Genomic DNA, 26,883 nt, shown 5'->3' on the forward strand with positions numbered 1-26,883 from the left:
CAACAAGGAGCGGGCTTTTTCGTTTCTTAGGGCGTGTGGTACAAGGAGAAAGTATGAAAGTCATGAAATTTGGTGGTACCTCGCTGGCCAACTGGGAGCGTTTTAGCTCTGCAGCAGACATAGTGGCCGCCAGCGCCAAGCAAGAGCGTATAGCCGTGGTGCTATCCGCACCCGCAACGGTAACTAACGGCTTGCTGGAGATGGTTGATACCGCGACCCAAGGAGCAGACTTTCAGACTGTGTTCAGCCAAGTTCAACAGGTATTTGAACGCCTGTTTGCTGATGCTGCACAGCATGTATTGACCGCCGCGCAAAGCGATGTACTGACTCAAGCTTTTGAAGAGCAGGTGAGCTTGTGGGCTGCAAAGCTCCAAGGCATCGCTTTATTGGGCGAGTGCCCTGATTATGTCAGAGCCGAAGTGGTTGTTGGTGGCGAACGTCTATCTGCAGCGTTAATGGTTGAACTGATGCGCGCTAAGTCGCTATCAAGTGATAAATGGGTGCCGCAAGCTTTGTTTGTCGGTCAAGGTGAAGTACTTGAGGCTTCGGTAGATATCGAACAAAGTCGTCAACGTTTCGCACAAGTTGATATTAATCAACATCAGGTGTGGGTGATGCCTGGTTTTACCGCCGGTGATGCCGAGGGCCGTACAGTCATTTTAGGCCGCAATGGTTCTGATTATTCAGCCGCGGTACTTGCCGCTTGTATTGATGCTGATTGCTGCGAGATTTGGACGGACGTTGATGGCGTTTACAATACTGACCCACGTGTTGTTGCCGATGCGAAACTGCTGTCACAGTTAAGCTACCAAGAAGCAATGGAGCTGTCCTATTTCGGCGCGAAAGTTCTGCATCCAAAAACCATTGCACCTATCGCGCAATATCATATCCCTTGCTATATCCGTAACAGCTTTAACCCCAGTGCAGTGGGGACGCTGGTTTCCAATCAAGATGACAAAACAGGCCTAAATGTAAAAGCTATCTCCAATCTTGATGAGCAAACCATGTTTGATATCGCAGGCCCAGGCATGAAAGGCATGGTCGGTATGGCCAGTCGCACACTGGGCGCGATTTCTCGCGCCGGGGTCTCTGTTAGTTTGATCACTCAAAGCTCTTCTGAATACAGTATCAGTTTTTGTGTTGCGACTGCCGATGCGGCAAAAGTACAAGATGCCCTAGAGGTCGAGTTTGACTTAGAGCTAAAGAATGATGTGTTAGAGCAAATTGAGATGCGTCATAACCTCGCGATTGTTTCCTTGATTGGTGATGGTATGCGCACCCATAAAGGCGTAGCAGGCAAGTTCTTCCAAGCATTGGCACAAGCTAGCGTTAATATTGTCGCGATTGCACAAGGATCTTCTGAGCGTTCTATCTCTGCGGTTATTGAGCTGCGTAAAACTAAACATGCTATCGCTGCTTGTCATCAACAGTTTTTTGATGTGCAACACTATCTTGATGTATTTTTAGTGGGCAGTGGCAATGTTGGCGCTGGCTTATTAGCACAGATTAAACAGCAAGAGCAGATGTTGAAACAGCAGCATATTACGGTGCGTGTGTGTGGTATTGCCAACTCTCGACATATGTTGCTTGACGCACAAGGTGTTGATTTAAGCAATTGGTCTGCACTACTTGCTGATTGTCAAACGCCATGCGACCTGCCCAAAATGCTTGATTGGGCTAAAGAGCAGCAGTTACTCAATCCAGTATTAGTCGATTGTACTTCCAGTGAGTATGTATCGGACCAGTATGTTGAGGTGATGAAAGCCGGCTTACACGTTGTCACACCGAACAAAAAAGCTAACACACGAGACTTGGCTTATTATCAGTCTCTACGTCAAACTGCATTGCAACAACGCCGTCAGTTCCTCTATGAAACAACGGTTGGTGCAGGGCTGCCAGTTATCGACAACTTGAAGAAACTGCTGTTTGCGGGTGATAAATTAATTAAGTTCAACGGTATTCTTTCAGGTTCGCTGTCATATATCTTTGGCATGCTTGATGAAGGGATGACATTGTCAGAGGCGACCGCAATTGCGCGTGAAAAGTGTTTTACTGAGCCGGATCCGCGTGATGATCTCAGCGGTATGGATGTTGCTCGTAAAGTGCTTATTCTCGCTCGCGAAGTGGGCATCAATATTGAGCTTGATGATGTGGTGGTTGAATCGGTTTTACCCGCATCGTTTGATGCTAGTGGCGATGTGGAGCAATTCATGGCGAAGTTACCTGAACTCGACGGTCAAATAGCTGATTGGGTGTCTAGCGCCCGTGAAAAAGGCAAAGTGCTTCGTTATGTTGGTCAGATTGACGAGCAGGGCTGCCGCGTAAAAATTGCCGAAGTAGACAGTAGTGATCCGCTATACAGCGTTAAGGGCGGCGAAAATGCGTTGGCATTCTACAGCCGTTATTATCAGCCCATTCCTTTTGTACTCCGGGGTTACGGCGCCGGTACCGAAGTGACAGCTGCTGGGGCATTTGCTGATATATTGCGTACATTAAATTGGACAAGGGAGATGGGCGCATGAGCGTAACTGTCTATGCACCAGCGTCGATGGGGAATGTGGGTGTTGGTTTTGATTTGCTTGGCGCAGCTTTAGCGCCGCTAGATGGTCAATTACTGGGTGATAAGGTCAGTGTATCGGCAGCAGCGCAAGGGATTAACTTGACAGCATCTGGCCGCTGGGCAGATAAATTACCTTCTGATCCGCAGCAAAACATTGTCTATCAATGTGCCCAGTTTTTTGCCGAAAAACTGAACTCTCAACAAGGATTGAATTTACACCTGCAGAAAAACTTGCCGGTAGGCAGTGGCTTAGGTTCAAGTGCGAGCTCGGTTGTTGCTGCACTTTATGCGCTTAACGAATACTTTGAGCAGCCTTATGATCAACAAGCCCTGCTGAAATTGATGGGAGATTTTGAAGGACAAATCAGTGGTTCAGTGCATTATGACAATGTCGCGCCCTGTTACTTAGGTGGCATGCAACTGATGTTAGATGCGCCGGGGAAAATTTGTGATGCGATTCCTCATTTTAAACAATGGTATTGGGTAGTCGCTTATCCTGGTATTTCGCTGTCTACTGCGAAAATGCGCGCCTTGCTGCCAGAGCAATATGATAAGGCTGTGGCCATTGACTTTGGCCGTTATTTAAGCGCTTTTGTGCATGCTTCATATCAGCAAGATAGCCAGTTGGCGCTGAGTGTACTGAAAGATGTGTTGGCAGAACCTTATCGTGCAGAAGGTATTCCGGGTTATAGCGATGCACGTGCCGCATTGGCTGATTTAGGTATGCTCACTACGGGTATTTCCGGTAGTGGCCCAACGTTATTTTCGGTAACCGATGACCTAGCGACTGCCCAAAAGGCTCAAGCATGGTTAGATGCGCACTACTTAGTCAACGAGCAAGGCTTTTCCCATATTTGTAAATTAGATGAGCAGGGCACGCGCCGCTGTTAAGTCGTAACACTATAAGAATTTAAGGCATTAAGATGGAACTCTATAACCTCAAACACCCTGAACAAGTAGTCAGTTTTTCACAAGCGGTAAGACTGGGCTTAGGTAAAGACCGGGGGCTGTTTTTCCCAACCAGTATTCCTACGCTCGATGACGTTGATAGCTTACTGGCACTGCCTTTTGCGCAGAGAAGTAAGAAAATACTCGGTGCTTGGTTAGCTGATGAGCTTGGTCAAGATATGGTCGATAGCCTAGTAGATAATGCCTTTAACTTTGATTTGCCACTAGTGCAAGCAGATGACAAGCGCAGCTGCCTAGAGCTTTTTCACGGTCCGACTTTAGCATTTAAAGATTTCGGCGCTCGCTTTATGGCGCAGTGCCTTAACCAGTTGGCGACTGACAGTAAGATTACTATTCTTACTGCTACATCGGGTGATACTGGTGCAGCTGTTGCTGATGCCTTTTATGGGCTCGATAAAGTGCAAGTGGTGGTACTGTATCCTAAAGGTAAGATCAGTCTATTGCAGGAGAAGATGTTTACCACGTTGGGTGACAACATCCACACTGTCGCGGTTGCTTCAGACTTTGATGCATGCCAAGACATGGTAAAACAAGCTTTTGAAGATAGCGATGTCAGAGATGGACTGCACTTGAATTCGGCGAATTCAATCAATATTAGTCGTTTGTTGGCTCAAGTTTGCTATTACTTTGAAGCGGTTGCCCAGTTTAAGGCACAACATGATCAAGATCCGGTTATATCTGTACCAAGTGGTAACTTCGGCAATTTAACCGCTGGTTTGTTTGCTCAGGCAATGGGGCTGCCAGTTAAACGTTTTGTTGCTGCAACCAACAGCAATGACACAGTGCCGCGTTATTTAGAGCAAGGTGATTGGTTACCTCATGCAACTGTTGCCACCATGTCAAATGCTATGGATGTGTCAGAGCCAAGCAACTGGCCTCGTGTTGAAGCCATTGTGAAGGCAATGGGATGGTCACTTAGCGATATCAGCGGTGTCGCACTTAATGAGGACGATACTAGTGCTGCATTAAAGCAACTTGACCAACTGGGGTATTTAAGCGAGCCTCACGCAGCGATTGCAGCGCAAGCTTTGTCTTTTGTGATGGACAGTGATGAAAAAGGCATCTTCTTAGGTACGGCACATCCAGCCAAATTTAAGGATGTAGTCGACGTGCAGTTGCAGCGTGATATCCCGCTGCCGCCAGCGCTAGAAGCAGTGAAAGATAAGCCGATTTTGTCGGCGGAGCTTGAAGCTGATTTCGCGCAATTAAAGCGCCATCTTTTCGATATACTGTAAGATTTTATCGCTATTGAAAAGGGGCCATAACGGCTCCTTTTTCGTCTGTGCTTAAGTTGTTAATTTTAGGGTGGCGCCTTTGTTTACACTCACTATTTGTTCACGCGTTGTTTTCATTGTGTTGTTTTTGATTGTTTAGATAAAAATTGCGATTTAACTGTTGCTATATGTATCTGCGCTGGTGCATTTGGTGTGATCAAGATCACCTAAATAAAAGCAGAATTTTATTATCTTGCGCAACAGTATTTTTGTTGGGTGGTTATTGTTGTGTTGAGAGTGTTTTGGGTAAGCATGTTGATGATGATGTTATCGGCCTGTAGTAGTGTTGAAGAGCAGCAGTTTTATCATCGTATTAACGATGCTTACGATTTTGAAGTCACCCACTGCGATAGTTTTGCCATGTCATCTGGTGTCGGCAGAGGCGAGCATGCACTGCAAGAAGCGCAAGATAACGCCCGCCGTTATGGTGAAGAGATCGGCGGTACGCATATTGTCTGGCTACAAACGGATGAGATTGATGACAGCGTTAAGGTGATTGCTGTTGTTTATAAGTGCTTACAATAAGAAGCTCACACTAACCCTTTGCGAGTGAGCGCAGCCAATTAATCTCTTGCGGCCATATCTCCGGTTCAATTGTCTCTAATATTAATGGAATGCCTCTTACCGCTGGTAACGCCATAATCACTTCAAAAGCTGCTTTACCAATATAGCCTGCACCCAACGAATGGTGCCGGTCAACTCGGCTACCCAGTGGGGTTTTACTGTCGTTCAGATGCATGCCTTTAAGGTATTGATAGCCAACAATGCGATCGAATTCAGCAAAGCTTGCTTGTGTCGCCTCAGTACTCGTTAAATCATAACCTGCGGCAAACATATGGCAGGTATCAATACAGACACCGATGCGGGACTTGTCTTCTACTTTCTCGATAATTTGCGCCAGTTGTTCAAAACTATGGCCTAAGTTTGAGCCTTGACCAGCAGTGTTTTCGATCACGGCGCAAACTTGATGGGTTTGATCTAAAGCCATATTAATCGATTCACTAATCTTGCCTAAACACTCATCGACGTCAATCTGTCTGAGGTGACTGCCAGGGTGAAAGTTCAGCAAGGTTAACCCAAGTTGTTCACAGCGCTGCATTTCATCAATAAAGGCCTCACGCGAGCGGCTAAGCTGCTCTTTGGCTGGATGGCCTAGGTTAATCAGGTAACTATCATGGGGGAGGATTGCATCTGCCGTATAGCCCCCTTGCTGACAGTTGAGCTGGAAAGCATCAATTTGCTCGGTGCTTAGGGCCGCAGCTTGCCAACGTCGTTGGTTTTTCGTAAACAGTGCAAATGCACTCGCGCCAATTTTCTTCGCATTCAGTGGCGCGTTAGCGACGCCGCCAGCTGCACTGACATGGGCACCAACCAAAAGTGGTGAATCCATATGATCCCTTATTGTTTATCGATATTGAGGTTGTGATACAGCTTGGGTTAAGCGACATAGGCGCAAATTCTGCCTGAAACCGGTTTTTACATCAACTTGGGAGTGACTTTGTGTGCACGCGCACTAGTGATAGTGCGCATGTTCTAACCTTAAAGTTTTGTTTAAAAAATGTGATAAACCGCTATTTTAATTTGACTTGTTATTGATCTTGGTCAGAAATCGTCGCCAGTCGCTTAATGTAGTATTGGGTAATAATTCAGCAACATCCTATAATTATTCTATAGGCTGCTGTACCAAATGGAGACGCTCATGCTCACTCGATTGAAGAAAGACCATCAGCACATCGCGATATTGCTGCAAATATTGGCAGACAAACATCAGCGGTTACTTGCTGGTGAAATGGTAAATTACAATCTTATCCGTGACATTGTGGAGTATATGCAAAGCTACGCTGAACATAGTCATCACCCTTTAGAAGATGTGATTTATAAGTACCATGCACAGGCCTTTCCCGATGACACTCAGACCGAAGAGTTATTAGCTGAACACGATAAGCTTAATGAGTCTTCTTGTACCATTATGTCGACTTTGAATCTGATCTTAGCGGATGTACCGGTACAAAAAGAGCAGTTGTGTGATGACTTAGCCGCTTATTTTACCCTGCAGGGTGCACACCTTCGTTTTGAAGAAAAACATGTATTTCCAGTATGGAAGCGTAATATGCGGCAAGATGATTGGGATAATATTGAGGCGCAATGTGCAGAAAAGCTAATGGTTGATCCACTGTTTAGTGACGATGACAACCAAGTGTTTGAAGAGCTACGCGAGTATATTGCTAAAGCCAGTGATTAAAAACTAAGCTAAATAAAAATAGCGCCACTTGGGCGCTATTTTTTTGTTCGTTTTTACATCAATAGATTATCAAGTTCACTATTAAAGCTACTGTCAATATCTTGCAATTCCTTTAGCAAGCGGTGCTTTTCTTTCAGAGCCTCAATTTCACGCCATTTGCGCTTCTTATTGGAGCTTCTGGTTCGACTTGGTCTTTCAACGACGGTGTCTTCTAACGCACTACCATAATCTAAGCGATTCATGGCAACCTCCTATTGTTGTATTTTTTGTCATCAATTAAATACCACACTTTTAATTTATGGTGCAAGAAAAATGTTTCAGCAATGTTAAATTGAGGTGAAGTATTTATGATGGGGAAATTGTTCAACAAATAATAACGACAGTCATTGTGCCGTCATGAAAGGTTTCTGTGCTGTAATTAATAAAAAAGCCAGCATAAACTGGCTTTTTTATTGATGACTCTTATCACTATATCTTTTGCTGACGGAATATATTGATTAATGCATTGCTTGATGCATCGAGTTCATGGCTGCCATTATCAGCTTGGAGACGGGCTAATACATCATTGCCCAAGGTTTTCCCAAGCTCAACACCCCATTGGTCGAAAGAGTTAATATCCCATATGGCACCTTGAACAAAGGTCCGGTGCTCATAGAGGGCGATGAGCGAACCTAGTGTGGCAGGTGTCAGCTTGTCCATAAGCAAGGTATTGCTTGGCTTGTTGCCTTCCATAACCTTGTGCTTTGCGATTAAAGATTTTTGCTCAGCATTCAAGTTACTATTGGCGAGCTCCGCCATTGCTTCTTCATAGGTGCGCCCTTGCATTAATGCCTGGGTTTGACCAAAGCAGTTAGATGCCAGTTGCACATGGTGTTCACCTAATGGGTTGTGGCTTTGCAGCGGCATAATAAAATCTGCTGGTACGAGTGCTGTTCCTTGGTGCAATAACTGATGATAAGCATGCTGGCCATTGGTACCTTCTCCACCCCAGATGATAGGGCCGGTATTATGATCAACTTGCTCACCGGCTAAGGTGACTGACTTACCGTTACTTTCCATATCTAGCTGCTGAAAATATGCCGGTAGGCCACGTAAGTAGTGATCATAGGTGAGCACAACGTGGGATTGTGCATTGTAGAAGTTACCATAAAGCACTGATAGCAAGCCCATAATGACTGGCATATTATCTTCAAGCTCTGCGGTTTCAAAATGGGTGTCCATGGCTTTAGCGCCATCAAGTAAAGCGGCAAAGTTATCCATGCCAACGAGTAAGGCGATGGGCAACCCAATGGCAGACCACAAAGAATAACGGCCACCAACCCAATCCCACATCGGGAAGATGTTTGCCGCATCCATGCCGAACTCAGTTGCTTTGGCGACATTAGATGTCACGGCAACAAAGTGTTTGGCGATATCGGTTTGGCTAGCACCACTTTGCAGAAACCACTCTTTAGCACTTAGCGTATTGGTGAGGGTTTCTTGGGTGCCAAACGATTTAGACGACATAACAAATAACGTTGTTTCTGGGTCGACTAGTTTGAGTTTCTCGCTGATAGAAGTGCCATCAACGTTAGCAACAAAGTGGCAGTTTAAATTTGGATTCCAATAGGGACGTAGGGCTTGGGTGACAATTTTGGGGCCGAGAAATGAACCGCCAATCCCGATGCTAACAATATCGGTGATCGCTTTACCGGTGTAACCACGCCATTCACCGCTGGTGACTGATGCAACAAATTCAGCCATTTTTTGCTGAGTTTGTTGTACTTCAGGCACGATATCAACACCATCAACAAAAATCTGCTGTCCGGCATTGGCACGCAGCGCAGTATGTAGTACCGCGCGCTGTTCTGTGTTGTTGATTATTTTACCTGCAAACATCGCGCTAATTTTGTCACTTAACTGACTTTGCTTAGCTAGTTTGAATAGCAGTGCTAATGTGTTGTTATCAGCCCTGTTTTTTGAGTAATCAAGTAACAGATCGCAAGCACTAATCGACATATTGTCGAAGCGTTGTTGGTCTTCGGCGAACAGTTGGCGCATGTGTGGGAGCTGCTTGGCCTGCTCTGCCAACTCTTGCCAAATCTCCATTTCAGTTAGTTGTGTCATGTCCTGCGACTCCTAGCCTTCAAGTTGTGCTTTTAGCATCTCTTCTAGTTTGCCCTGATCAATAGCAAAGTTACGAATACCTTCAGCTAACTTCTCTACTGCCATAGCATCTTGGTTAAATTCCCAACGGAATGCTTGCTCTGTTAGTGGGGCCTCAGCGGCGACCACTTCTGTTGTTGCAGTCAGTTTTTGTACCACTGGCGTGTTTGAGTTCGCCATTTCTTCTAGTAGCGCAGGACCAATGGTTAAACGATCGCAACCTGCTAATTCAATAATCTCACCGGTGTTACGGAAACTTGCTCCCATGACCACAGTATCGAAGCCATGCTGTTTGTAGTAGTTGTAGATACTCGTCACAGAGACGACACCTGGATCTTCAGCAGCAGAGTAGTCTTTGCCAGTATCTTTTTTGTACCAGTCAAGAATACGGCCAACAAATGGCGAAATCAGGTAAACTCCCGCTTCAGCACATGCACGTGCTTGAGCAAAAGAGAATAACAAGGTTAGGTTACAGTTAATGCCTTGCTGTTCTAACTCTTTGGCTGCACAAATACCTTCCCAAGTTGACGCAAGTTTGATCAAAATACGCGATTTATCAATCCCAGCTTCTTGGTACAAGTTGATTAGCTTGTGGGCTTTTTCAATTGAACCCGCTTTATCGAACGATAAACGTGCATCGACTTCGGTCGAGATGCGGCCTGGTACAATTTTTAGGATCTCTAAACCGATATTGACCGCTAACTTGTCACCGGCATCTTCGATTTGCTGGTTGATGTCATTGCTTTGAGATTTAGCCCAAGCAATTGCATTGTCAATTAGATGTGCATATTCGGGAATTTGGGCTGCTTTTAATATTAAAGAGGGGTTAGTGGTTGCGTCTTGTGGCTGATAACGCTTAATGGCTTCTATGTCTCCGGTATCGGCGACGATGGTGGTGAGGGTTTTGAGTTGCTCGAGAGTATTAGCCATGAAAATTACATCCTTCTTAAGAAGCAGCTGAAGTTGTGTTGTTTACTAACGGGTATTAGAAGCGATCTTGCCGATATTTCCAACCATATTTGAAAAAAAATTACAGTAAAGTTGTAAAATATCAGTAAAAGGGCGCTTAATTGCTGAAAACAACCCATGAATCCATCAAATTTGTACCCAGAGTATAGCGCTCACTTGCCAATGGTAAAGTGAAAAAAAACGCTGCACAGGGCAGCGTTTGGTTTTTGTGCGGTTGCACGTCAATCAATAGAGATTATTTGATCAGTGCTTCTTGGCGAACGCCGGTTACGTGTGCTTCGATGCGGCGGTTTGCTTTGTTAGCCTCAGCACTGCGACCTTGGATCACCGGTTTAGTGATGCCATAACCTTTGGCGGTCACCCGCTTACTCTCAACACCATAAGTCTCAACGAGAATCGTTGCGACAGCTTTGGCGCGACGCTCAGACAGATCCATGTTGTAGTCCGCTTTACCTACATCAGAGGCATGACCAGAAATTAGCACGGTTGAGCGGGGGTGCTGTGCCATATAATCGGCTAACTTTTTGATACGCTCATAGGAAACCTGCTTAACGGTATCTGAGTCGTTATCGAATAAAATCGAACCCACATCGCGCTGTTCAGTAACTTCTTTATAAATGGTACAGCCAGCGGCATCGACTTTATGATTTGCCGGGGTATCAGGGCACTTGTCCATGCTATCTTCTACGCCGTCATTATCAGAATCAATCACTGCCACAGCGGCAACAGTTGCCGGAGCAGCACTACCAAAGCGATAGCTTAGCTCTAGGCCCCAGTAGTTGCTTTGCATCTCTAAAGTGTTGTATTCATTTTCATCAAGATTTTCATAGCGGCGATATTTCGCCTGCAACTTGAGGTTATCGGTGATGTTGTAGCCAACTCCTGCACCAATATATGGTGCAACGCCACTGTCACTGTAATGCTCAGTGCCCCATTGACGATTGTTTGAAATAGTGTAATTCATGGCACCGGCTTCAGCAGAAATGCTCCAGCGCTCTCTAAATGGCCAAATACCGACCACACCAAGCGTCATCCCTTTAGCGCCTACATCGTTAAGCTTGTTGCCATAGTCAACCCACTCGGCACGGCCGAGGTCGCGATAGCCTAGTTCAACGCCGAAGTTGTCACTAAACAGGTAACCACCAAAAAGATCCCATGCATAGGGGTCGTCGGTACCGCAACTCTTCATGGTTTTTTGGTCACAGTTGGGCTCGTAATTATTAATACCAACACCACCACCGACATACCATGGGCTAAGTTCTTGAGTTGCATTGGCTGCAAGTGGGAGCATTGAAGTCAGCAAAATTGCTTTCAATGTGTTGTTCATCATTTTCAAGTCCTTTATTTATTCGTCTTCCCCGAGGCTGTTTTCTCTACGGCAGATAAAAACATGCCAGCACTTTATGGGGGATCCTTTGGTTTTATCGCTAGCTCTAATATTATCTACGTTAAATGTTAAATTTGCCAAACAAAATGATGACATATTGCTGAATTGTTGGGTTTTCATGCAAAAAAAAGAGGACGCTCAGGCGCCCTCTTTTAGTATTGAGACTCTAAAAATCGCTTAGCGAGTCCAAACCCAGTCTTCAATACTGCTAGGATCGACCCCATGGGCTTTAATGTAGTTTCTATGGTCGACCAAGCGTTGCAACATGTCAGTGGTAATTGACACATGCTGAGTTTCGTCAATCACACCTTGTTGGAATAGCTTGTAGGCCATATCAATGACTAAGTGATAGCGTGACGTACCATTACGGACACCCATATCAAAAGGTGTCGTGGTTGAGCCTTCTTCTTCATAACCTTTGATACGGAATCGATGGCTGCCCTTATAGTCAAATACTAGCTTCTTAATGGTATTGGGGTAGCCGTGATAGTTGAATACGACGCCCTTGTCTTCAGTAAAGACTTCATCCATTAACCAAGGTTTAGATTGGAACTTACGGCTACCTAAGCCACTACTGTTAAGCTCTGTCACGCTAACAAAGCGCACTCTGACTCTAGGCAGTAACTCACGCAGCAGCACCAATGAAGCCAAACACTCTTGGGTCACGTAGTCGCCACAGCCCGCCAGCACGACATCTGGGTTTTCGTCTGAAGCAAAGTCCCAAACCATGACGCCATCTTTCGCCTGTTTACGGGCTTCATCTAAAGTTAGCCATTGTGGTAGAGACTTCTTACCTGCCACCAGAATGTTTAATTTATCTCTGTCCTCATAAGCGCGTTCGGTATAGACCAAGGTACTGTTACCGTCTGCTGGCAAGTAGGCTGAAATAATTTCAGGGTGTTTCTCTAGCATCGCCCCAAGGAAAGAGGGGTTTTGATGTGAATAACCGTTATGGTCTTGTCGTTCTAGCAGTGAAGATAACACCACATTACATGCGGGGACGGGTTTGCGGAAGTGCACGCCTTGGCTGGCGTAGACATACTTACAATATTGGTCAGCCATAGATGAAACCACTTGCGAGAACGCTTCGTAGGTAGGGAACATCGCATGACGTCCTGTCACGGTATAACCATGAAGCATACCAAACAGTAAGTTTTCCGATAGCAACTCAATCACTCGGCCATCGCGAGACATATCTTCATCCCAGCTTTCGATAGGCCACTGCCAAGCACGATCGGTTTCTTCAAATACCGCTTGTAGTTGGTTTGAGTAGGTTTCATCTGGACAGAAGATACGTAGGTTGCGTTGATCACGGTTTAGTTTAAACGCATCACGCATCCACTCGCCCATTTTGTACATAGATAAGCCACGTTGGCCACGAGGTGTTTCAGCACCGTAAGCGAGCTTTTCAAGATCAGGCTTAGCTAGAGCGCGAACGACTTCGCCGCCATAACTTAAGTGCTGACGGCCACAGGTCAGTTCTTTAGGTGGCAGTAATGATTGAATATCGGCGTCAAACTCAAGCTCACCGGCTTCATTGATTTGATATAACTCATCGAACTTGTAGCTTGCGAGCCAATCATTAAGTGCACTGAGATGACCCTTATCGGTAGCACATTTATTGACGATGACCTGGTGAGAGTCACAGTTGCCTTCTAGTTTTTTGCCGTCGTATTCAGCTGTGCCTGTCCAGCCTTTCGCTGTGCGCATCAAAATAACGGGCCAGCGTGGTTTGACAATATCCTCACCGGCGCGGGCACGAGTTTGAATGTCATTGATCATCTCATAGGACAGATCCATTGCGGCGGTCATCTGTTCATAGACGTCTTGCTCGTGCTGATCATCAACGATAATTGGGTGGTAGCCCAAGCCGCGGAATTCTAAGTCTAGTTCTTCATGGCTCATACGGCCCATACGGGTTGGACCAGAAATCTTGTAGCCATTGATATGCACAATAGGTAATACCGCACCATTATTTTTAGGAGAAACAAGGCGGTTTGCATACCAAGATGCGGCAAGCGGTCCAGTTTCAGACTCGCCATCACCAATTAAGCAAGCGGCAATTAAGTCTGGGTTATCAAGCACCGCGCCCCAAGCAACAGACAACGAGTAACCTAGCTCACCGCCTTCAAGAATTTGCCCTGGTGCTTCAGGGTTGGCATGTGATGGGTAACCATACGCCGCTGAAAATTTCTTACAGATATCTTCGATGCCAGTTTCGTTGTACGGAATCGTCTCCGGATAGAAATGACTTAGCGAACCTTCCATAAATAAGTTCGCTTGTACTGCAGGAAAGCCGTGACCGGGGCCGACCAAATACAAGAAAGGACGTTTTGTTTTACTGATAAGGCGATTGACATTAGCGTAGACAAAGTTAATTCCAGGACATGTGCCCCAGTGCCCTAGTAGCCTAGGTTTGATGTCGCTATGTTGAAGTGGACGTTTGTGTAGTACGTTTTGTTTTAAGTAAATTTGTGACGTCGCTAAAAAGTTGCTCGCTCTCACAAATTTCTTCAGTGCGCTGATCTCTTGCTGTTGTGACATAAATAACCCCATTTATAGTAAGCAAAAAGTTAATCAAAGCTCTTGGTAGGTACTATATTTGTAATTTTATTACAAAAGTGTGTGCTACTTCTTACTTTTTAAAAGTAAGAAAATTGGCTAAATGTTAACTTTATGGTGGTAAATGCTAAGTTGCTAGTGTTAATACAGTGATTTACATTTGTGAATCCCTGTATGGGCAGTGTCACGCAAAAGAAGATCTGTGATCGGGATCACGCGAGGTAATTTTAATGCTATGCTATTTTGGATTATCGAATACGGCACGCTGCGCTCAACTTAAGCAGTGATAAGGACAACTTTTAAAAGATTAAGAGCCGTTATTCTTTAAAGCAATTTGGGAAGGAAAATCAATTAAACAGATCCGGCCATAGGTGATGAACCTGCTTGGCCGGTTTTGTTATGGGAACTGAGAATATTATGTTGGAATCATTTGTTACACTCATAGAGTCTGCTATTAACTTGGTCAATGGCATGCTGTGGGGCAGTGTACTTATTTATGTGTTGGTCGCTGCAGGTGTGCTATTTACCCTGAAGTTAGGCTTTATTCAATTTAGGATGTTTGGTCACGGTGCTAAATTGGTCATACAAGGCCGTGAAAAGATTAATGGCATCTCTTCATTTCAAGTCTTTTGTACTTCAATGGCGGCCCGAGTCGGCACAGGTAACATGGCGGGTGTGGCGGTAGCCATCACAGTGGGTGGTGCCGGCGCGATATTTTGGATGTGGCTAATTGCCCTGCTCGGTATGGCAACCGCCTTTATCGAGTCAACCTTAGCGCAAGTCTATAAAGTTAAAGATGATGAAGGTCAATTCCGAGGTGGCCCTGCATATTATATGGAGCGCGGCCTAGGCAAACGTTGGATGGGAACGGTTTTCTCAATCCTACTCATCATCGCGTTTGGCTTTGCTTTCAATGCAGCCCAAGCCAATACGATGACAGATGCATTGAACAATGCATTTGGACTAGATAAAGCGCTAATTGGTCTGGTTATTGTTGGTTTTTCTGCTTACATCATTTGTGGTGGTTTACAGAAAGTCGCTAAAACGTCAGAAATCATTGTACCGGTAATGGCGGTTGCCTATTTGGCGATTGCGTTGGTTGTATTGGTGATGAACATCGACCAAGTGCCAGCGGCACTGAGCCTGATTGTTAAGAGTGCATTTGGCTGGGAAGAAGCCGCTGGTGGCGCAATGGGCGCGATGATGGCCGGTATTGCACGTGGATTGTTCTCTAACGAAGCGGGTATGGGTAGCGCAGCAAACATTGCGGCGTCTGCATCGCCAAACCCAAATCACCCTGCGTCACAAGGTTTTGTACAGATGATCGGTGTATTTGTTGATACCATCGTGATCTGTAGTGCGTCAGCGGCAATTATTTTGTTGTCAGGTGTGTTGGATAATCCTGGTGAGCAACAAGGCATTGGATTGCTACAGTTAGCACTGACCAATGAAATGGGCAGCTGGGCAGCGTACTTTATTGCTTTTGCTATTATTCTATTTTGTTTCTCTTCAATTATTGCTAACTACAGCTATGCAGAAAGCAATGTGATGTTCTTAACCAAGAGCAAAAAGGCACTATATACTTTCCGTGTACTTGTATTAGGCATGGTAATGGCGGGCTCTGTTGCATCGTTGCAGCTAGTTTGGAACTTTGCCGATGTATCTATGGGTCTGATGGCATTGGTGAATATTGCGGCGATTGTGATGCTGTCTAAAGTTGCTTATGCGGTAATTAAAGATTACGAGAAGCAGATGAAAACCGGTATCAACCCAACATTTGATGCGGCTAAGTTTCCTGAGATTCAGGGCTTAGAGGGCGGTATTTGGAAAGGTAAGCCTGTCGCGACAGACACGCAAGCAAACAACGCAAGTGTGACTGAGGCGCCCAAAGCCTAGTAAGCGACTAATCATTGATAAAATGAATTAGTACCATCTAAAAAACCACGCTGATTTAGCGTGGTTTTTTTGTAGCTTGCAGATTATGATAGTCGCAGTTAAGCAGACTTTGAAGGACTGACAATGCTCATTTTAGTTTCACCAGCGAAAACGCTCGATTATGAAAACCCGGCACCAACGAAAGACTATACCGTGCCAGCGTTGCTTGAGTATAGCAGCGAGCTCATTGAAGTTTGCCGACAGTTGACGCCTGCTGATATTGCATCGCTAATGAAAGTGAGTGACAAAATTGCCGGGCTAAATGCGGCTCGATTCGAGTCATGGGACGCCGCTTTTACACCAGAAAATGCCAAGCAAGCTGTGTTTGCGTTTAAAGGCGATGTATACACTGGGCTAGACGCAGAGACCTTGTCAGTAGCAGCACTACACCGTGCACAAAAGCACTTACGCATACTATCGGGGCTATATGGTTTGTTACGCCCACTCGATTTAATGCAGGCATACCGATTAGAGATGGGCACTAAGCTAGCCAACCCGAAAGGAACCAACCTCTATCAGTTCTGGGGTGAGACAATAACTAACAGTGTTAACCAAGCTTTGGCAGAGCAGGGAGATAATATTGTGGTTAACCTAGCGTCCAATGAATATTTCAAGGCGGTAAAACCTAAGCTGGTTGATGGCACGATTATCACACCAGTCTTTAAAGATAAGAAAGCCGGCCAGTATAAAGTGATCAGTTTTTATGCCAAAAAGGCCCGCGGCATGATGGTGCGCTACATGTTGGACAACAATGTGGATTCGATTGAGCAGTTAACGCAATTTGATATGGCGGGTTATTATTACAGTGAGGCTGACTCTACAGCGTTATCTCCAGTATTTTTGCGTGAAGAGCAATAAGCTGTCGGGCATTGGTATTCACTCGATAATGCACAGCGTTGTCATGGTGGTGTGCTAGTTTAGTGCGCTGCAAGGATGAAAGGCTAGTGAGGTGTCTTGCTAGTATTTGAAGTTGATAAACTACCGTCTAGTGGGGAGAGCACTAAACGGTAGTGATTCTAGCTGTTAAATTTACTTGCTAAGCTTGAGAAAGTAATCAAAGATTTCCGGAACATTTCCGTTACCCATACCAGCATCAAAAGCCGCGTTAAGGTTAGCAGATGACCCTTCTGCTATCTTAGACTGCGTGCCCAAATCCTCGACCATTTTCAAGAAGTAGCCTAAATCTTTATTGGCATTGGCGATAGAGAATCCAAGATCGCTGACACCATCTACCGCATAGTTTTTACAAAATTGCATAAAGGGTGAGTTAGAGGGGCCTGTCGACATAATGTCAAACAGTTGCTGGCGGTCAACACCGGCAAGATCTGCAACGGCAAATGCTTGGGACATTGCGCAAACGGTGGTCATACCCATAAAGTTGTTGATCAACTTAGTGGTATGGCCGGCACCTAATTGACCTAAGTGGAACACGTTTTCGCCTTGTTGCTCAAGCACAGGCTTTACCTTGTTAAAGGTGTCTAAATCACCCGCAGCCATGATGTTTAACAAACCGTCTTTGGCGTGAGCTGGGGTGCGACCTAGTGGTGCATCAATCATACCGGCACCTTTGGCGGCTAAGTCCTCACCAATTTTGCGGGTAGAAGCAGGAATTGAGGTACCAAAGTCAATCAAAACAGCACCTGGTTTGATGCCTGCAAGAATACCATCATCACCATAAACTAGCTTTTCTACCACTGCTGAAGTTGTAAGACAAAGCATGACGATATCACTGGAAGCCGCTAATGCTTTTGCTGAGCTTGCAGCGGTGGCGCCTCTGGCGATGCAGGCATCAACCGCGTCCTTATTGAGGTCCATTACCTGCAGTTCAAAGCCACGCTTTTGCAGGTTCTCTACCATGTTGCCGCCCATGAGACCAAGTCCGATAAAACCGATGACAGGCTTTGTCATATCTAACTCCTAATATTATGTGAAAACCAAATTTTCTAAGCTGAAGGTTGGTGTTACTCGCAATCAGTTTTGCCTTGCTGACCAACTTATTAAACTATTGGTAACCATCTTATTACAGCTTTTTAATTATTGTCAACCAATGATTATTACCAATACTGGTTTTTGGTAATATTTTTGGTTTGGTTTTTGTCTACCGATAGCTTGGGGTACAGTAAACTAACAGTAGGGGGTTAAGTGTTATGTTAAGGAAAAGCACAGAGCCTATCTGTGGGATAGGCTCTGTTAGTGGGGTTGCTAGAACTTAGCTCGAACGCCTAATGTGTAGCGGCGGTCTGCTTCACTGTACTTCCAGACTGAACCGAGTTCGGTAGTATATTCAATGGGTTCTCCAGTTAGGTTAACCACGTTACCTACCAGGGTGAAATGCTCATTGATATCCCAGCTTGCCGAGAAATCAAACTGACCTCTGGCTTCGCGGTAATTATTACCTACTGTGGCATCAAAGTTATCCGCTGTAGGGTCATTTTGGTTAAATACGTTGTAACCTAATGCACCCACAGTTTGGACTCGCTTCTCTGCTTGTGAATATAAGTAACGGTCACGCCAGTTATAAGCTAAGCGGAATTGCAATTGCTCATTTTCCCAATAAAGCTGACCATTGGCCGTGTTTTTAGAAATATTGAGTAGCGGGTTACCATCTGGCTGCTCACTGTCGGCATAGGTATAGTTAGCGTTTACACCAAAGCCTGCCCAGAATCCAGGTAGAGAGGTAAATTGCTGTTGATAAGCAAGCTCTAAACCTTTCACCTCACCACTGCCACCATTAACGTCGGTGTCTACCACAATACCTGTGCGACCTGCTGATTTTTCAGCGTCAACATAGGCTTGGCCCTGATCTGGGCTGGCAAAGTTAACATCGCCTTGGCTTTGTCCTGCAGTATCAAGTAGGCACACATTGCCCCACTCGGTCGTGTTTTGCCCTTGAATGGTACTTGGGTCGGCTAAACAGCTGCTGTCAGTCTGTGTAAAGGAGTTAACGTCCTTGTAGAATAACGCTGCTGAAACGATGCCGCCATTTTCAAAGTAGTGTTCAACTGAAAGGTCATACTGGGTTACACGATAAGGTTCTAGTTGGTAAGAGCCTTGGGTACCGGTTACCAAAGAGTTATCGATAGAAAGCGCAGGACTTAGTTCACTAAAGTCAGCACGACGCATAACCTTAGCCGCTGCAAATCGCATCAATGTTTCTTCAGTTAGGGTGTAAGTCACGTTCAAGCTAGGTAGGAAGTCAGAATAATCGTTCTTACCTGTTTCAAGAATCTTGTTACCGTTAGCATCAACTGATGCGACAACACTCGACTCAAGCTCGGTTTGAATATAACGACCACCGAATACTGCGGTTAAGTCATCAAAGTCCAAATGGAATTGTGCGTATATTGCACCGGTTTTCTCATTGATTTCTTTATAGGCACCGTTGTCTTCAACCATGTTGTCAGCCAGTGAGCCCGTCATTGCATAAGATGTACCTTGCAACATTTGCTGCACAAGAGCATAGGTCGCTTCAGTGTTTTGCAATAGGTCAGCGTCATAGACATTGTATGTCAGCATGTCGTTTTGACCTGCGATGCCAGTTTGGTCAAATGAGTTGTTCATATTGACGGTTTTAAAACTGTCGGTTAGCAGTGGGTTATCGATCCAGATTGGGCTGTATAGGCCATCAGCATTGACTGCTTTCTTATAAGAGTCTTTAAGAGTGGTATTGCCATTAATCGGTTTTAGATCATATCGGTTGGCAGTGAAGTCACGCTCGGTAAAACGTACCCCCGCTTTCACACCTGAAATCCAATCGACGCCCACGTCACTGATTTTAATATCAAATCGTAACGCTTGTTCTTCGTTATCTGTGTCTAAAGTTTTATGGAAAAACTCACGGAAAACTAAGTTATCTGGATTGGTCAGCATGCCAGGATCAGCATACATATACGCTGGAATGCCGCTACCTGTTGTTGAGCTACCGGTACTGGTATGAGTAACCAAGTCTAACGTTGGGTCAGTACGCTCAATTGGGCGTAGGTTGAATTCGTTAGCGGTTTGCTTTTCTTCTGATTTCGATAATGAATACTCGGCTGATAACTCAATATTATCGGTGATAAACCAATCACCGCCTATGGCGTGAGAGGTGGTATCTGATGTAGTGAAGTCACTCCAAGTTTTTGGAATAACCAGCACTCCATCTAAGTCATAGTTATGCAATTGACCATTGCCGTCGTAGTATGAATCACTTCTGGCGACGGAGCTGCCACCAACATCGAGAATAGAATATGCTGATTGACCACCATCAAGCTTAGTTGCATTAAGGTCTAGGTAGATGTTGACCTCTTCACTGACCGGTGCCCATTGCAAAGAGACGCCAAAGGCTGTGCGTTCACGTTGCTCTGTTTTCTGCTCTACCGTAGTTTGAGTACGGCGTAGATATTTACCATTTGGACCATTTGAATCATCAACAACGCCATCGCCATTAATATCGATGTTATCCACTAAATCGACTTTGTTGAAGTATTCATCGCGACGCAGTTCACGGTCTAAGTACGCGACATTAGCCGATGCACCAAACGTACCGGCTGCGCCTAAGTCCCAGTTATTACCTATACCTAGAGAGAAGTTAGGTGCTGTATTTTCAGTTTTGTCAGAGTACTCGCCATCAAGTGTAATAGCCACTAGCGGTTCGCTAAGTTCTAATGGGCGAATGGTTTCCATGTTTACCGTACCACCAAGCGCCCCTTCAATCATATCTGGGGTAGGTGACTTAATGACCTCAACGGTTTTAAGGAAGCTAGAGGGGAAATCATCTAGGCCAATACCGCCACGACCTGAACCTGCAGTCGAGCGACCATTTAATAGAATAAGGTTTTCGGAGACACCGCGGATAGTTACAGATTCACCGACACCAAAATCAGTGCCAATGGAAACGCCGGTAATGCGTTGTAGCGCTTCAGCGATATTGTTGTCAGGTAACTTACCAATATCTTCTGCAACAATGGCGTCGACAATGCGGTCATCAGCACGCTTGATCAAATTGGCGGCCTTTAAACTACCAAAGATACCTTTTACGGCGATAACTTCAATTTCACTGGTGTCTGATTGTTGTGCATCAGTTGCTGGCTCTGCTGCAACAACTGGCATGCTTAACAGTGCTGTTAGTGCTGTACCAAAAAGAGCTCGGTTGCTGGTTCTACTCTTGGCATGACTAAACATGGCACTTATTTTATTCAGTTTCATTGTCTCCCCCAAAAACGCAATTTTAATTATGTTGTGATGTTGTATTACCAATTACTGTATTTTTAACTGCTGGTAACATTTATATAACACCTGACCGGTGAATGCAAATCGTTATTACCAAACAGTCGCTCTCTGTCATACATCTGGGTAAGTTAGTTTGGTTTTATGTAAGCACTTTCATTCAAGGTTTAGTTGAATTGTTACTATTTATCAGTATCTTAATGTGTCGGGGTTTAAGGCCAATTATTTTGCTGGTAGCAGAAAATAATTAAGAATTAATCACTGTGAAAGAGGTAAACTCTGCTAATTGGGCTTAATGTTCACAGTTATATCGCTTTCGTTGCAGATGAATATTGATGTATTAGATTGAGTTGTGGATTTTGTAAGCTGTTGATTTAAAATTGCTTTTCTCTCTCTTTGTAAACTGCTGTTTTTCACAATTTCCTTGTGGGCATAGGTTTAATGATTTATCTCACGGGGGATAGCTTAATTAAATAATTGGTAAGGCCTAGCTGGTGATTGGTATTACAATTGGTTAACCGAGTGGCTAAATGTCTTAAACCGTGATGGATAATCGTAGTGCCGAGTAGCCGTAGAGGCGGGGGAGCCTTTGCTGTGGAGCAAAAGTGCCGTGAGAGATTTGGAGCAAGAGTTGTTGAGCGAGAGATGTGGGGAGGAGCTTGCTAAAGTCGTTTACGAATGTGGAGTGGGTTCACCTTAATCAGTAAAATGATAAGGTGAACCGTATAGATAGATGAGGCGGGTGGTTAAAATTGTGCTTGCCAAAACGCTTCGAAGCCGCTTTTATCCACTATGGCGCCTTTATGTTGAATAACATAGGCGGCGGATTGTGCTGCCATATTGATAGCCTCGAGGTCATTGATACCATTGAGCTTAGCGCCTAAATATACCCCATTAAATGAATCTCCGGCCGACGTAGTATCAACCACGTGCTTAACAGGGCTGACCTGTATCTCTTGGGGGTGGCCATCGTTTAGGTTTTGCTTAACCACAATCAGTGATGCTGGGCCGTTTTTGATGATCAGCTCCGTGATGGGGTAAGGAGCCAAAAAGTCGATAACCCCTTGTGCTGTGTCGATAGCGAACAATTGCTCAAAGTCGTCGATTCCGGGTAAAACAGTTGATGCTTTTGCGAAGGCCAATTTGAACTGGGTTTGGGCTTCGTCTGCGCTTGACCACATTCTAGGGCGATAGTTTGGGTCAAAGACGATCTGTACACCCGCTTGTATTAATTGGTCAACCATCTGCCAAAAGCCTGCTCGGGCATGCGGTTCAATGACGGCGATAGATATTCCAGAAAAGAAGAACATATCGCCTTGGCTAAGTTGGGCTATGGCCGCATCATCGATATGCTGCATAACTTGTCGAGCTGCTGAGTTTTCTCGCCAATAGGTAAAACTACGCTCGCCGTTCTCATCGAGATCGATCGCATAAAGCCCTGGCGTTTTGTTTTTAGATTGGAATACCAGATCCGATTGAATATTTTCATCTTTAAAACATGCAATCATGTTCTGACTAAACCTATCAGTGCCAACGGCGGTGACTAAGTGAACATTGGTTTGTGGAAACGTCCGTTTAAGGTACACCGCAGTGTTATAAACATCGCCGGCGAAAGATTGCTTCATGGTATTAACCGAGGTATTCATTAACTCAATCATACATTCGCCAAGTAAATAAATGTTCTTCATTAACGGGTTCCTATCTGCTTAAAACTTTAAATTGAATTGCCAATGTTCACTTAATATTGTTGGTTAGTGCTTGCAAACTGGCGCTATTTTAGGGATCAGTACCCATACAGCAGCAATTGCAATAACGGCTAACGAAGCGCCAATAACAAACGCTGGGGTATAGTTACCATCAGCGGTTAAGTAGGGCACTAGTGCTGTTAACCCCAAGGCGCCTAATTTGGCGGCCATGCCAGATAAGCCTGCTAGTGTACCCACGGCCTTTTTACCATATAGATCACTGGGTAAAGTCTGCACATTACCAATAGCGGTTTGAAAGCCAAACAAGATCACCGCCATAATCAGTACGGCTGTGGTTGGTGCGCCAGGATCTGCCATTGCAAGCAAGGCAGGTAGCATGATCAGGCAACCTAAGGTAATTGTGAATTTTCGGGTGCGGTTTACAGTCCAACCGGCTTTGAGGCGGTTCTGAGCGAGTAAACCACCACACCAAGCGCCTAGCATTGCGCCGACATAGGGAACCCAACCGTAGATACCAATCGATTTAACATCCATACCATAAACTTCATTAAGGTAGATGGGGATCCAGAAAACAAATAGCCACCAAATAGGGTCGATTGCTGCAGAGGCAATAATGACGCCCCAACTTTGTTTATGGCATAACAGCTCTTTGGTCGTTGGGTTGTATTCTTTAGCATCGGGTTGTTCCTCTGGAGTACACTTTTGTCCCGTGAGGATGTATTCGCGCTCTTCCTCTGTGATCCATGGGTGAGATTGAGGCGGAGCTTTAACTAAAATTATCCATGGGATCAGCCATAACAGACCAATTAAACCGATAAGAATAAACACCATTTGCCAGCTGAAATACACTGTCATATAGGCGATAAGTGGGATAGACACGATGCCGCCGATTGCGGCACCAGAGTTGAAAATCCCCTGTGCTAAGGCGCGTTCTTTAGTTGGAAACCAATCGGCATTACTTTTTGCTGCACCAGGCCAGTTTCCGGCTTCAGCGACACCTAATATCGCTCTGAAAATTGAGAAGCTTAATGCCCCTTGGGCAAATGCGTGGGCTGCGGTTGCCAGCGACCATACACCGATTGATAACACAAAGCCCAACCGGGTGCCGAGCCAGTCAAAAATTTTACCAAAAATGGCTTGGCCAAATGCATAGGATAAAATGAACACAATGGAGATGTTTGCATAAATTTGCTTACGTTCCAGTGTGGTTTTCTCTGGAAAAACCTCTTCGACGATATCTGGCCAAAGCACGCTTAAGGCGGAACGATCAATATAGTTGATCACTGTGGCCAGAGCGATGAGCAAAATGACCCACCATCTTAAATTGGTAATTTTCATGATGAGGCCTCAAGAAAGTCTTCGCGTGCTGGACTAAAGGTATCGATTAGTATTCCACCGGTAGGACATGTTGCGCCATGGTCTGTGTGCGGCGGAATCATACAACTGTCACCGGCTTTTAAAATTTGGGTTACGCCATCAATATTAAAGTGAAACTCACCTTCAACAACGTAAGTGACTTGAGAGTGTCTATGGGCATGGTTGTACCCAATAGCGCCTTTCTCAAACCATATTTTCACCGCCATAAGCTCATGATTGTACCCAAGCATTTGACGCTTTAGGCCGCCACCGATATCTTCAATTTCAGTTTCATTTCCAAAGGAAAAATGTTTACTTTGCGTCATTTTGACTCCCGCTGAGTAATGTCTAATAACTGGTATCTATCCGCGAAGCGATATGGCTTGTCGTTATAGTAAAAGCTATTCAGGTTTGACGATTTAACGTTATTTTTAGTGTGGTTAGATTGTGCTTTATCTGAGATTGCCAACACGTACTGCTTGATTTCACCGCTATGCGTTGCCAAAGAGAAGCCGATGACATTGACATCGTCTTGTTTTTGGAATGACAGTGCCCGCACATTGCTGGTGGCGTTTAAGGTGTATTCGGCCGACGGGTTGTATTCACCGTGGGGCTCAATCACACTGACAAAACGCTGATTTTTGGCTTGAGCCACCCGTTGGATGAAGCTATTTTCTGTGCGTAAATTAAAGTTTGGATCATTGGCACCTAGCTGAGTAAACAGCATTTCTACGTTACCGTCAGTAATACTGCTGTGAGTGTAGAAGCGACCGTTGTCGTTGAGCCAAGTGACTTGATTGATAGATGATTGAGCAGTGTCGACATTCGTTGCCGATTTCGCTCGCAACCACAAATGTTGATACCCAGCTTGAGTGCCAAGCGGCTTGAGCTCAGTTGTTGCTGCAATACGCTTAAAGTTGGTGTCAATTAGCTGCCCTTGGTAGTGCACTGGCAGATCATATTGGTGCTCATCATTGCTTTTGACATCAACAATATCAAACACCAAAGGAACAGGGCCTTGCGGTAAGTCGATAGTCGCTAACGCCATGGTTCGGGTGATATCTATGCCCTCATATGCAGTGGCAATACTGGCCGAGGCGAGTGTCACTTTTGTATCACTAAAATAGTATTTAATGCTTGGATGGTTGCTGTTGCCAACTTTGACATCGGCGTCAAAGTGACTGGTTTCATCTGCAACTAGGGTGTTGTGGGCAATCGTTTGCTTCGCCCAAGTTTTGTTTTCTGGTAGGTAGCGGCCGCCAGCTTTGGCTTCGATGTTTAAGAATCGCGCCGCGCCGTAGTCGGAGATAATTTCATTGCCGCCATCATAAAACTGCCAAGTCAGCTTATCGAAGTGGCCATGGCCTAATCCTTGTGCGGTGGCTTTAAACACTACGGCAGGTTGGCTAGGAGTTGAGTGGCGCATCACAACAAGTGCACCCTCATCTGCGTTCTTACCATCGGTAAATAGTCGAGAGCTAAACGGGTAGTGTGTAGCGGTATTTGTCGCGATCGCCTGTGCCAGCTTTAATCCATCACCCGTTAATAGAATAGTATCTTGTTGCTTGGCGATATCGACCAAATTGCGGTCGGCGGTTAACCCATAGGCCATGCTAACGGCAATAACCAACTCCATCGTATCGATGCCTTTACTTTTAATGGCGTCGTTAAGTGGGAAAAATAGACCGTTGTAGCTTAACTCTATGGTGCTATAGATGGCTTTCAACAGAATGCCATCTCGGTATTCAAAGATCTTTCGTTCAGGCTGGTTTTGCTGTAACGCTTTAGCAAAAGTCACGAATGGCAGTAAGGCATAACGTTGGTAATAAGGGCCTTCGTTATAATAGCCATCAGGTGAGAACAACTCATCTAGCTGACGCAGAAACCCGCCTTTACCCGATTTTTCTAAATCATAAAGGGCGATATCCACTAAGTGAGGTCGATCAAGGACAAAGCCTGTCATGCCCACAGCTGCAGTGGCCCAAGTGCCGTGGTTATGTACCTTATTAAAGGTATGTGGAGATTCAACCGACAGAAAGTTAGCGACTGGCAACAATAGATTTGACTCAATACTATCTACTTGTGCGGGAGACAGTGTCTCTACAATAAAGTCATAGGCTTGTATTGTGTGCACTAGCCAAACAGCTTCATTTAATCCTTGCCAAAACAGTTTGCCCTCATTACTGCTTTTGCGTTTGGGATGGCGAGGTAGTGTTGGATAGAGCACTGCATACTGCAACAGCATGTCACGAACGAAATCAGCGTATTTTGACTCTTGAGTGAGTTGATACATCATTCCTGCATCGTACATATGCTGATAGTTTTTCTTGTGTCTTTCGTGGGTGTATCCGCCTCCAGCATCTGTCGGGGTGGGGACATCAGTAGCTTGACCGATAAAAGTGTCGACACTGGCCTTTTTAGCAATAAACGCTTGCTGGAAAAGCCCTGGCTGCTTAATCGCTTCGCGCATTGTGTCGACATCTTGTTGATTGACGACCAATGTTGGGTGGTTTAGCTTTGCAGCCTGAGCGCTTAGGGGCATTAGCAACAAGCCGATTACTGTCATCAGT

The 26,883-nt window shown here is 45.1% G+C and carries 19 protein-coding genes; 7 read left to right on the top strand and 12 right to left on the bottom strand.

Features of this window, described 5'->3' with window-relative positions; all coding sequences use genetic code 11:
- Positions 1–53: 53 nt before the first annotated feature.
- The 4 genes from thrA to FLM48_RS05615 all read left to right on the top strand — a co-directional run bounded on the left by thrA (position 54) and on the right by FLM48_RS05615 (position 5,328).
- Positions 54–2,522 (top strand): bifunctional aspartate kinase/homoserine dehydrogenase I, encoded by a 2,469-nt coding sequence (gene thrA, locus FLM48_RS05600; protein ID WP_179023979.1) that lies wholly within the window; start codon positions 54–56, stop codon positions 2,520–2,522.
- The gene (thrB, locus tag FLM48_RS05605; RefSeq protein ID WP_179023980.1) at positions 2,519–3,451 is read left to right on the top strand and encodes a homoserine kinase; all 933 of its coding nucleotides are present in this window, start codon (positions 2,519–2,521) and stop codon (positions 3,449–3,451) included. The genes thrA and thrB overlap by 4 nt, the downstream gene beginning before the upstream one ends.
- Positions 3,452–3,483: 32 nt before the next feature.
- Positions 3,484–4,764 carry a threonine synthase gene (thrC, locus tag FLM48_RS05610; RefSeq protein WP_179023981.1) on the top strand — a complete coding sequence of 427 codons (1,281 nt, stop codon included), beginning with the start codon at positions 3,484–3,486 and terminating at the stop codon, positions 4,762–4,764.
- A gap of 267 nt (positions 4,765–5,031) precedes the next feature.
- The gene (locus FLM48_RS05615) at positions 5,032–5,328 is read left to right on the top strand and encodes a hypothetical protein (protein WP_372847450.1); all 297 of its coding nucleotides are present in this window, start codon (positions 5,032–5,034) and stop codon (positions 5,326–5,328) included.
- Between the two features lie 10 nt (positions 5,329–5,338).
- Here FLM48_RS05615 and nfo read toward each other — a convergent pair whose 3' ends face one another.
- Positions 5,339–6,193 carry a deoxyribonuclease IV gene (nfo, locus tag FLM48_RS05620; RefSeq protein ID WP_179023982.1) on the bottom strand — a complete coding sequence of 285 codons (855 nt, stop codon included), beginning with the start codon at positions 6,191–6,193 and terminating at the stop codon, positions 5,339–5,341.
- 309 nt (positions 6,194–6,502) lie between these two features.
- Here nfo and FLM48_RS05625 point away from each other — a divergent pair, with 309 nt between their 5' ends.
- Entirely contained in the window at positions 6,503–7,045 is a 543-nt protein-coding gene (locus tag FLM48_RS05625; protein ID WP_028773157.1) for a hemerythrin domain-containing protein, read from the top strand.
- Between the two features lie 53 nt (positions 7,046–7,098).
- On the opposite strand, the gene FLM48_RS05630 is transcribed toward FLM48_RS05625, so the two are convergent.
- The 5 genes from FLM48_RS05630 to FLM48_RS05650 all read right to left on the bottom strand — a co-directional run bounded on the left by FLM48_RS05630 (position 7,099) and on the right by FLM48_RS05650 (position 14,090).
- Positions 7,099–7,287, bottom strand: coding sequence for a DUF3545 family protein (locus tag FLM48_RS05630; protein ID WP_028773158.1), 189 nt, complete (start codon positions 7,285–7,287; stop codon positions 7,099–7,101).
- Positions 7,288–7,513: 226 nt separating this feature from the next.
- A complete protein-coding gene (gene pgi, locus FLM48_RS05635; RefSeq protein WP_179023983.1) occupies positions 7,514–9,151 on the bottom strand; it encodes a glucose-6-phosphate isomerase in 1,638 nt (545 codons plus the stop codon).
- 12 nt (positions 9,152–9,163) lie between these two features.
- A complete protein-coding gene (tal, locus tag FLM48_RS05640) occupies positions 9,164–10,120 on the bottom strand; it encodes a transaldolase (protein WP_179023984.1) in 957 nt (318 codons plus the stop codon).
- Between the two features lie 274 nt (positions 10,121–10,394).
- Positions 10,395–11,489: an OmpA family protein gene (locus FLM48_RS05645; protein ID WP_179023985.1), complete on the bottom strand. Its 1,095-nt coding sequence runs from the start codon at positions 11,487–11,489 to the stop codon at positions 10,395–10,397.
- Between the two features lie 234 nt (positions 11,490–11,723).
- A complete protein-coding gene (locus FLM48_RS05650; protein ID WP_179023986.1) occupies positions 11,724–14,090 on the bottom strand; it encodes a phosphoketolase family protein in 2,367 nt (788 codons plus the stop codon).
- Positions 14,091–14,525: 435 nt separating this feature from the next.
- Between FLM48_RS05650 and FLM48_RS05655 the strand changes: the two genes are divergently transcribed.
- Positions 14,526–16,004 carry a sodium:alanine symporter family protein gene (locus FLM48_RS05655; RefSeq protein ID WP_179023987.1) on the top strand — a complete coding sequence of 493 codons (1,479 nt, stop codon included), beginning with the start codon at positions 14,526–14,528 and terminating at the stop codon, positions 16,002–16,004.
- A gap of 123 nt (positions 16,005–16,127) precedes the next feature.
- The gene (gene yaaA, locus FLM48_RS05660; protein ID WP_179023988.1) at positions 16,128–16,901 is read left to right on the top strand and encodes a peroxide stress protein YaaA; all 774 of its coding nucleotides are present in this window, start codon (positions 16,128–16,130) and stop codon (positions 16,899–16,901) included.
- A gap of 171 nt (positions 16,902–17,072) precedes the next feature.
- Here yaaA and FLM48_RS05665 read toward each other — a convergent pair whose 3' ends face one another.
- From FLM48_RS05665 to FLM48_RS05690, 6 genes are all read right to left on the bottom strand, one after another.
- Positions 17,073–17,951, bottom strand: a complete 879-nt coding sequence (locus FLM48_RS05665; protein ID WP_028773163.1) for an NAD(P)-dependent oxidoreductase — start codon at positions 17,949–17,951, stop codon at positions 17,073–17,075.
- A 294-nt stretch (positions 17,952–18,245) separates the two neighbouring features.
- Positions 18,246–21,230 carry a TonB-dependent receptor gene (locus FLM48_RS05670; RefSeq protein ID WP_028773164.1) on the bottom strand — a complete coding sequence of 995 codons (2,985 nt, stop codon included), beginning with the start codon at positions 21,228–21,230 and terminating at the stop codon, positions 18,246–18,248.
- Positions 21,231–21,997: 767 nt separating this feature from the next.
- Positions 21,998–22,939 carry a sugar kinase gene (locus FLM48_RS05675; protein WP_179023989.1) on the bottom strand — a complete coding sequence of 314 codons (942 nt, stop codon included), beginning with the start codon at positions 22,937–22,939 and terminating at the stop codon, positions 21,998–22,000.
- A gap of 63 nt (positions 22,940–23,002) precedes the next feature.
- Positions 23,003–24,295 (bottom strand): MFS transporter, encoded by a 1,293-nt coding sequence (locus FLM48_RS05680; RefSeq protein WP_028773166.1) that lies wholly within the window; start codon positions 24,293–24,295, stop codon positions 23,003–23,005.
- Positions 24,292–24,639: a cupin domain-containing protein gene (locus FLM48_RS05685; protein ID WP_028773167.1), complete on the bottom strand. Its 348-nt coding sequence runs from the start codon at positions 24,637–24,639 to the stop codon at positions 24,292–24,294. The genes FLM48_RS05680 and FLM48_RS05685 overlap by 4 nt, the downstream gene beginning before the upstream one ends.
- Positions 24,636–26,879 (bottom strand): heparinase II/III family protein, encoded by a 2,244-nt coding sequence (locus FLM48_RS05690; protein WP_179026281.1) that lies wholly within the window; start codon positions 26,877–26,879, stop codon positions 24,636–24,638. The genes FLM48_RS05685 and FLM48_RS05690 overlap by 4 nt, the downstream gene beginning before the upstream one ends.
- Positions 26,880–26,883 lie beyond the last annotated feature (4 nt).

It is taken from the genome of Shewanella sp. Scap07 (genome assembly GCF_013394145.1).
Lineage (GTDB): Bacteria > Pseudomonadota > Gammaproteobacteria > Enterobacterales > Shewanellaceae > Shewanella > Shewanella waksmanii.

What these genes read in the sequence shown, in the direction of transcription:
- thrA (WP_179023979.1), top strand. Translation starts at nt 54, where the DNA reads ATGAAAGTCATGAAATTTGGTGGTACCTCGCTGGCCAACTGGGAGCGT.
- thrB (WP_179023980.1), top strand. Translation starts at nt 2,519, where the DNA reads ATGAGCGTAACTGTCTATGCACCAGCGTCGATGGGGAATGTGGGTGTT.
- thrC (WP_179023981.1), top strand. Translation starts at nt 3,484, where the DNA reads ATGGAACTCTATAACCTCAAACACCCTGAACAAGTAGTCAGTTTTTCA.
- nfo (WP_179023982.1), bottom strand. Translation starts at nt 6,193, where the DNA reads ATGGATTCACCACTTTTGGTTGGTGCCCATGTCAGTGCAGCTGGCGGC.
- FLM48_RS05625 (WP_028773157.1), top strand. Translation starts at nt 6,503, where the DNA reads ATGCTCACTCGATTGAAGAAAGACCATCAGCACATCGCGATATTGCTG.
- FLM48_RS05630 (WP_028773158.1), bottom strand. Translation starts at nt 7,287, where the DNA reads ATGAATCGCTTAGATTATGGTAGTGCGTTAGAAGACACCGTCGTTGAA.
- pgi (WP_179023983.1), bottom strand. Translation starts at nt 9,151, where the DNA reads ATGACACAACTAACTGAAATGGAGATTTGGCAAGAGTTGGCAGAGCAG.
- tal (WP_179023984.1), bottom strand. Translation starts at nt 10,120, where the DNA reads ATGGCTAATACTCTCGAGCAACTCAAAACCCTCACCACCATCGTCGCC.
- FLM48_RS05645 (WP_179023985.1), bottom strand. Translation starts at nt 11,489, where the DNA reads ATGATGAACAACACATTGAAAGCAATTTTGCTGACTTCAATGCTCCCA.
- FLM48_RS05650 (WP_179023986.1), bottom strand. Translation starts at nt 14,090, where the DNA reads ATGTCACAACAGCAAGAGATCAGCGCACTGAAGAAATTTGTGAGAGCG.
- FLM48_RS05655 (WP_179023987.1), top strand. Translation starts at nt 14,526, where the DNA reads ATGTTGGAATCATTTGTTACACTCATAGAGTCTGCTATTAACTTGGTC.
- yaaA (WP_179023988.1), top strand. Translation starts at nt 16,128, where the DNA reads ATGCTCATTTTAGTTTCACCAGCGAAAACGCTCGATTATGAAAACCCG.
- FLM48_RS05665 (WP_028773163.1), bottom strand. Translation starts at nt 17,951, where the DNA reads ATGACAAAGCCTGTCATCGGTTTTATCGGACTTGGTCTCATGGGCGGC.
- FLM48_RS05670 (WP_028773164.1), bottom strand. Translation starts at nt 21,230, where the DNA reads ATGAAACTGAATAAAATAAGTGCCATGTTTAGTCATGCCAAGAGTAGA.
- FLM48_RS05675 (WP_179023989.1), bottom strand. Translation starts at nt 22,939, where the DNA reads ATGAAGAACATTTATTTACTTGGCGAATGTATGATTGAGTTAATGAAT.
- FLM48_RS05680 (WP_028773166.1), bottom strand. Translation starts at nt 24,295, where the DNA reads ATGAAAATTACCAATTTAAGATGGTGGGTCATTTTGCTCATCGCTCTG.
- FLM48_RS05685 (WP_028773167.1), bottom strand. Translation starts at nt 24,639, where the DNA reads ATGACGCAAAGTAAACATTTTTCCTTTGGAAATGAAACTGAAATTGAA.
- FLM48_RS05690 (WP_179026281.1), bottom strand. Translation starts at nt 26,879, where the DNA reads ATGACAGTAATCGGCTTGTTGCTAATGCCCCTAAGCGCTCAGGCTGCA.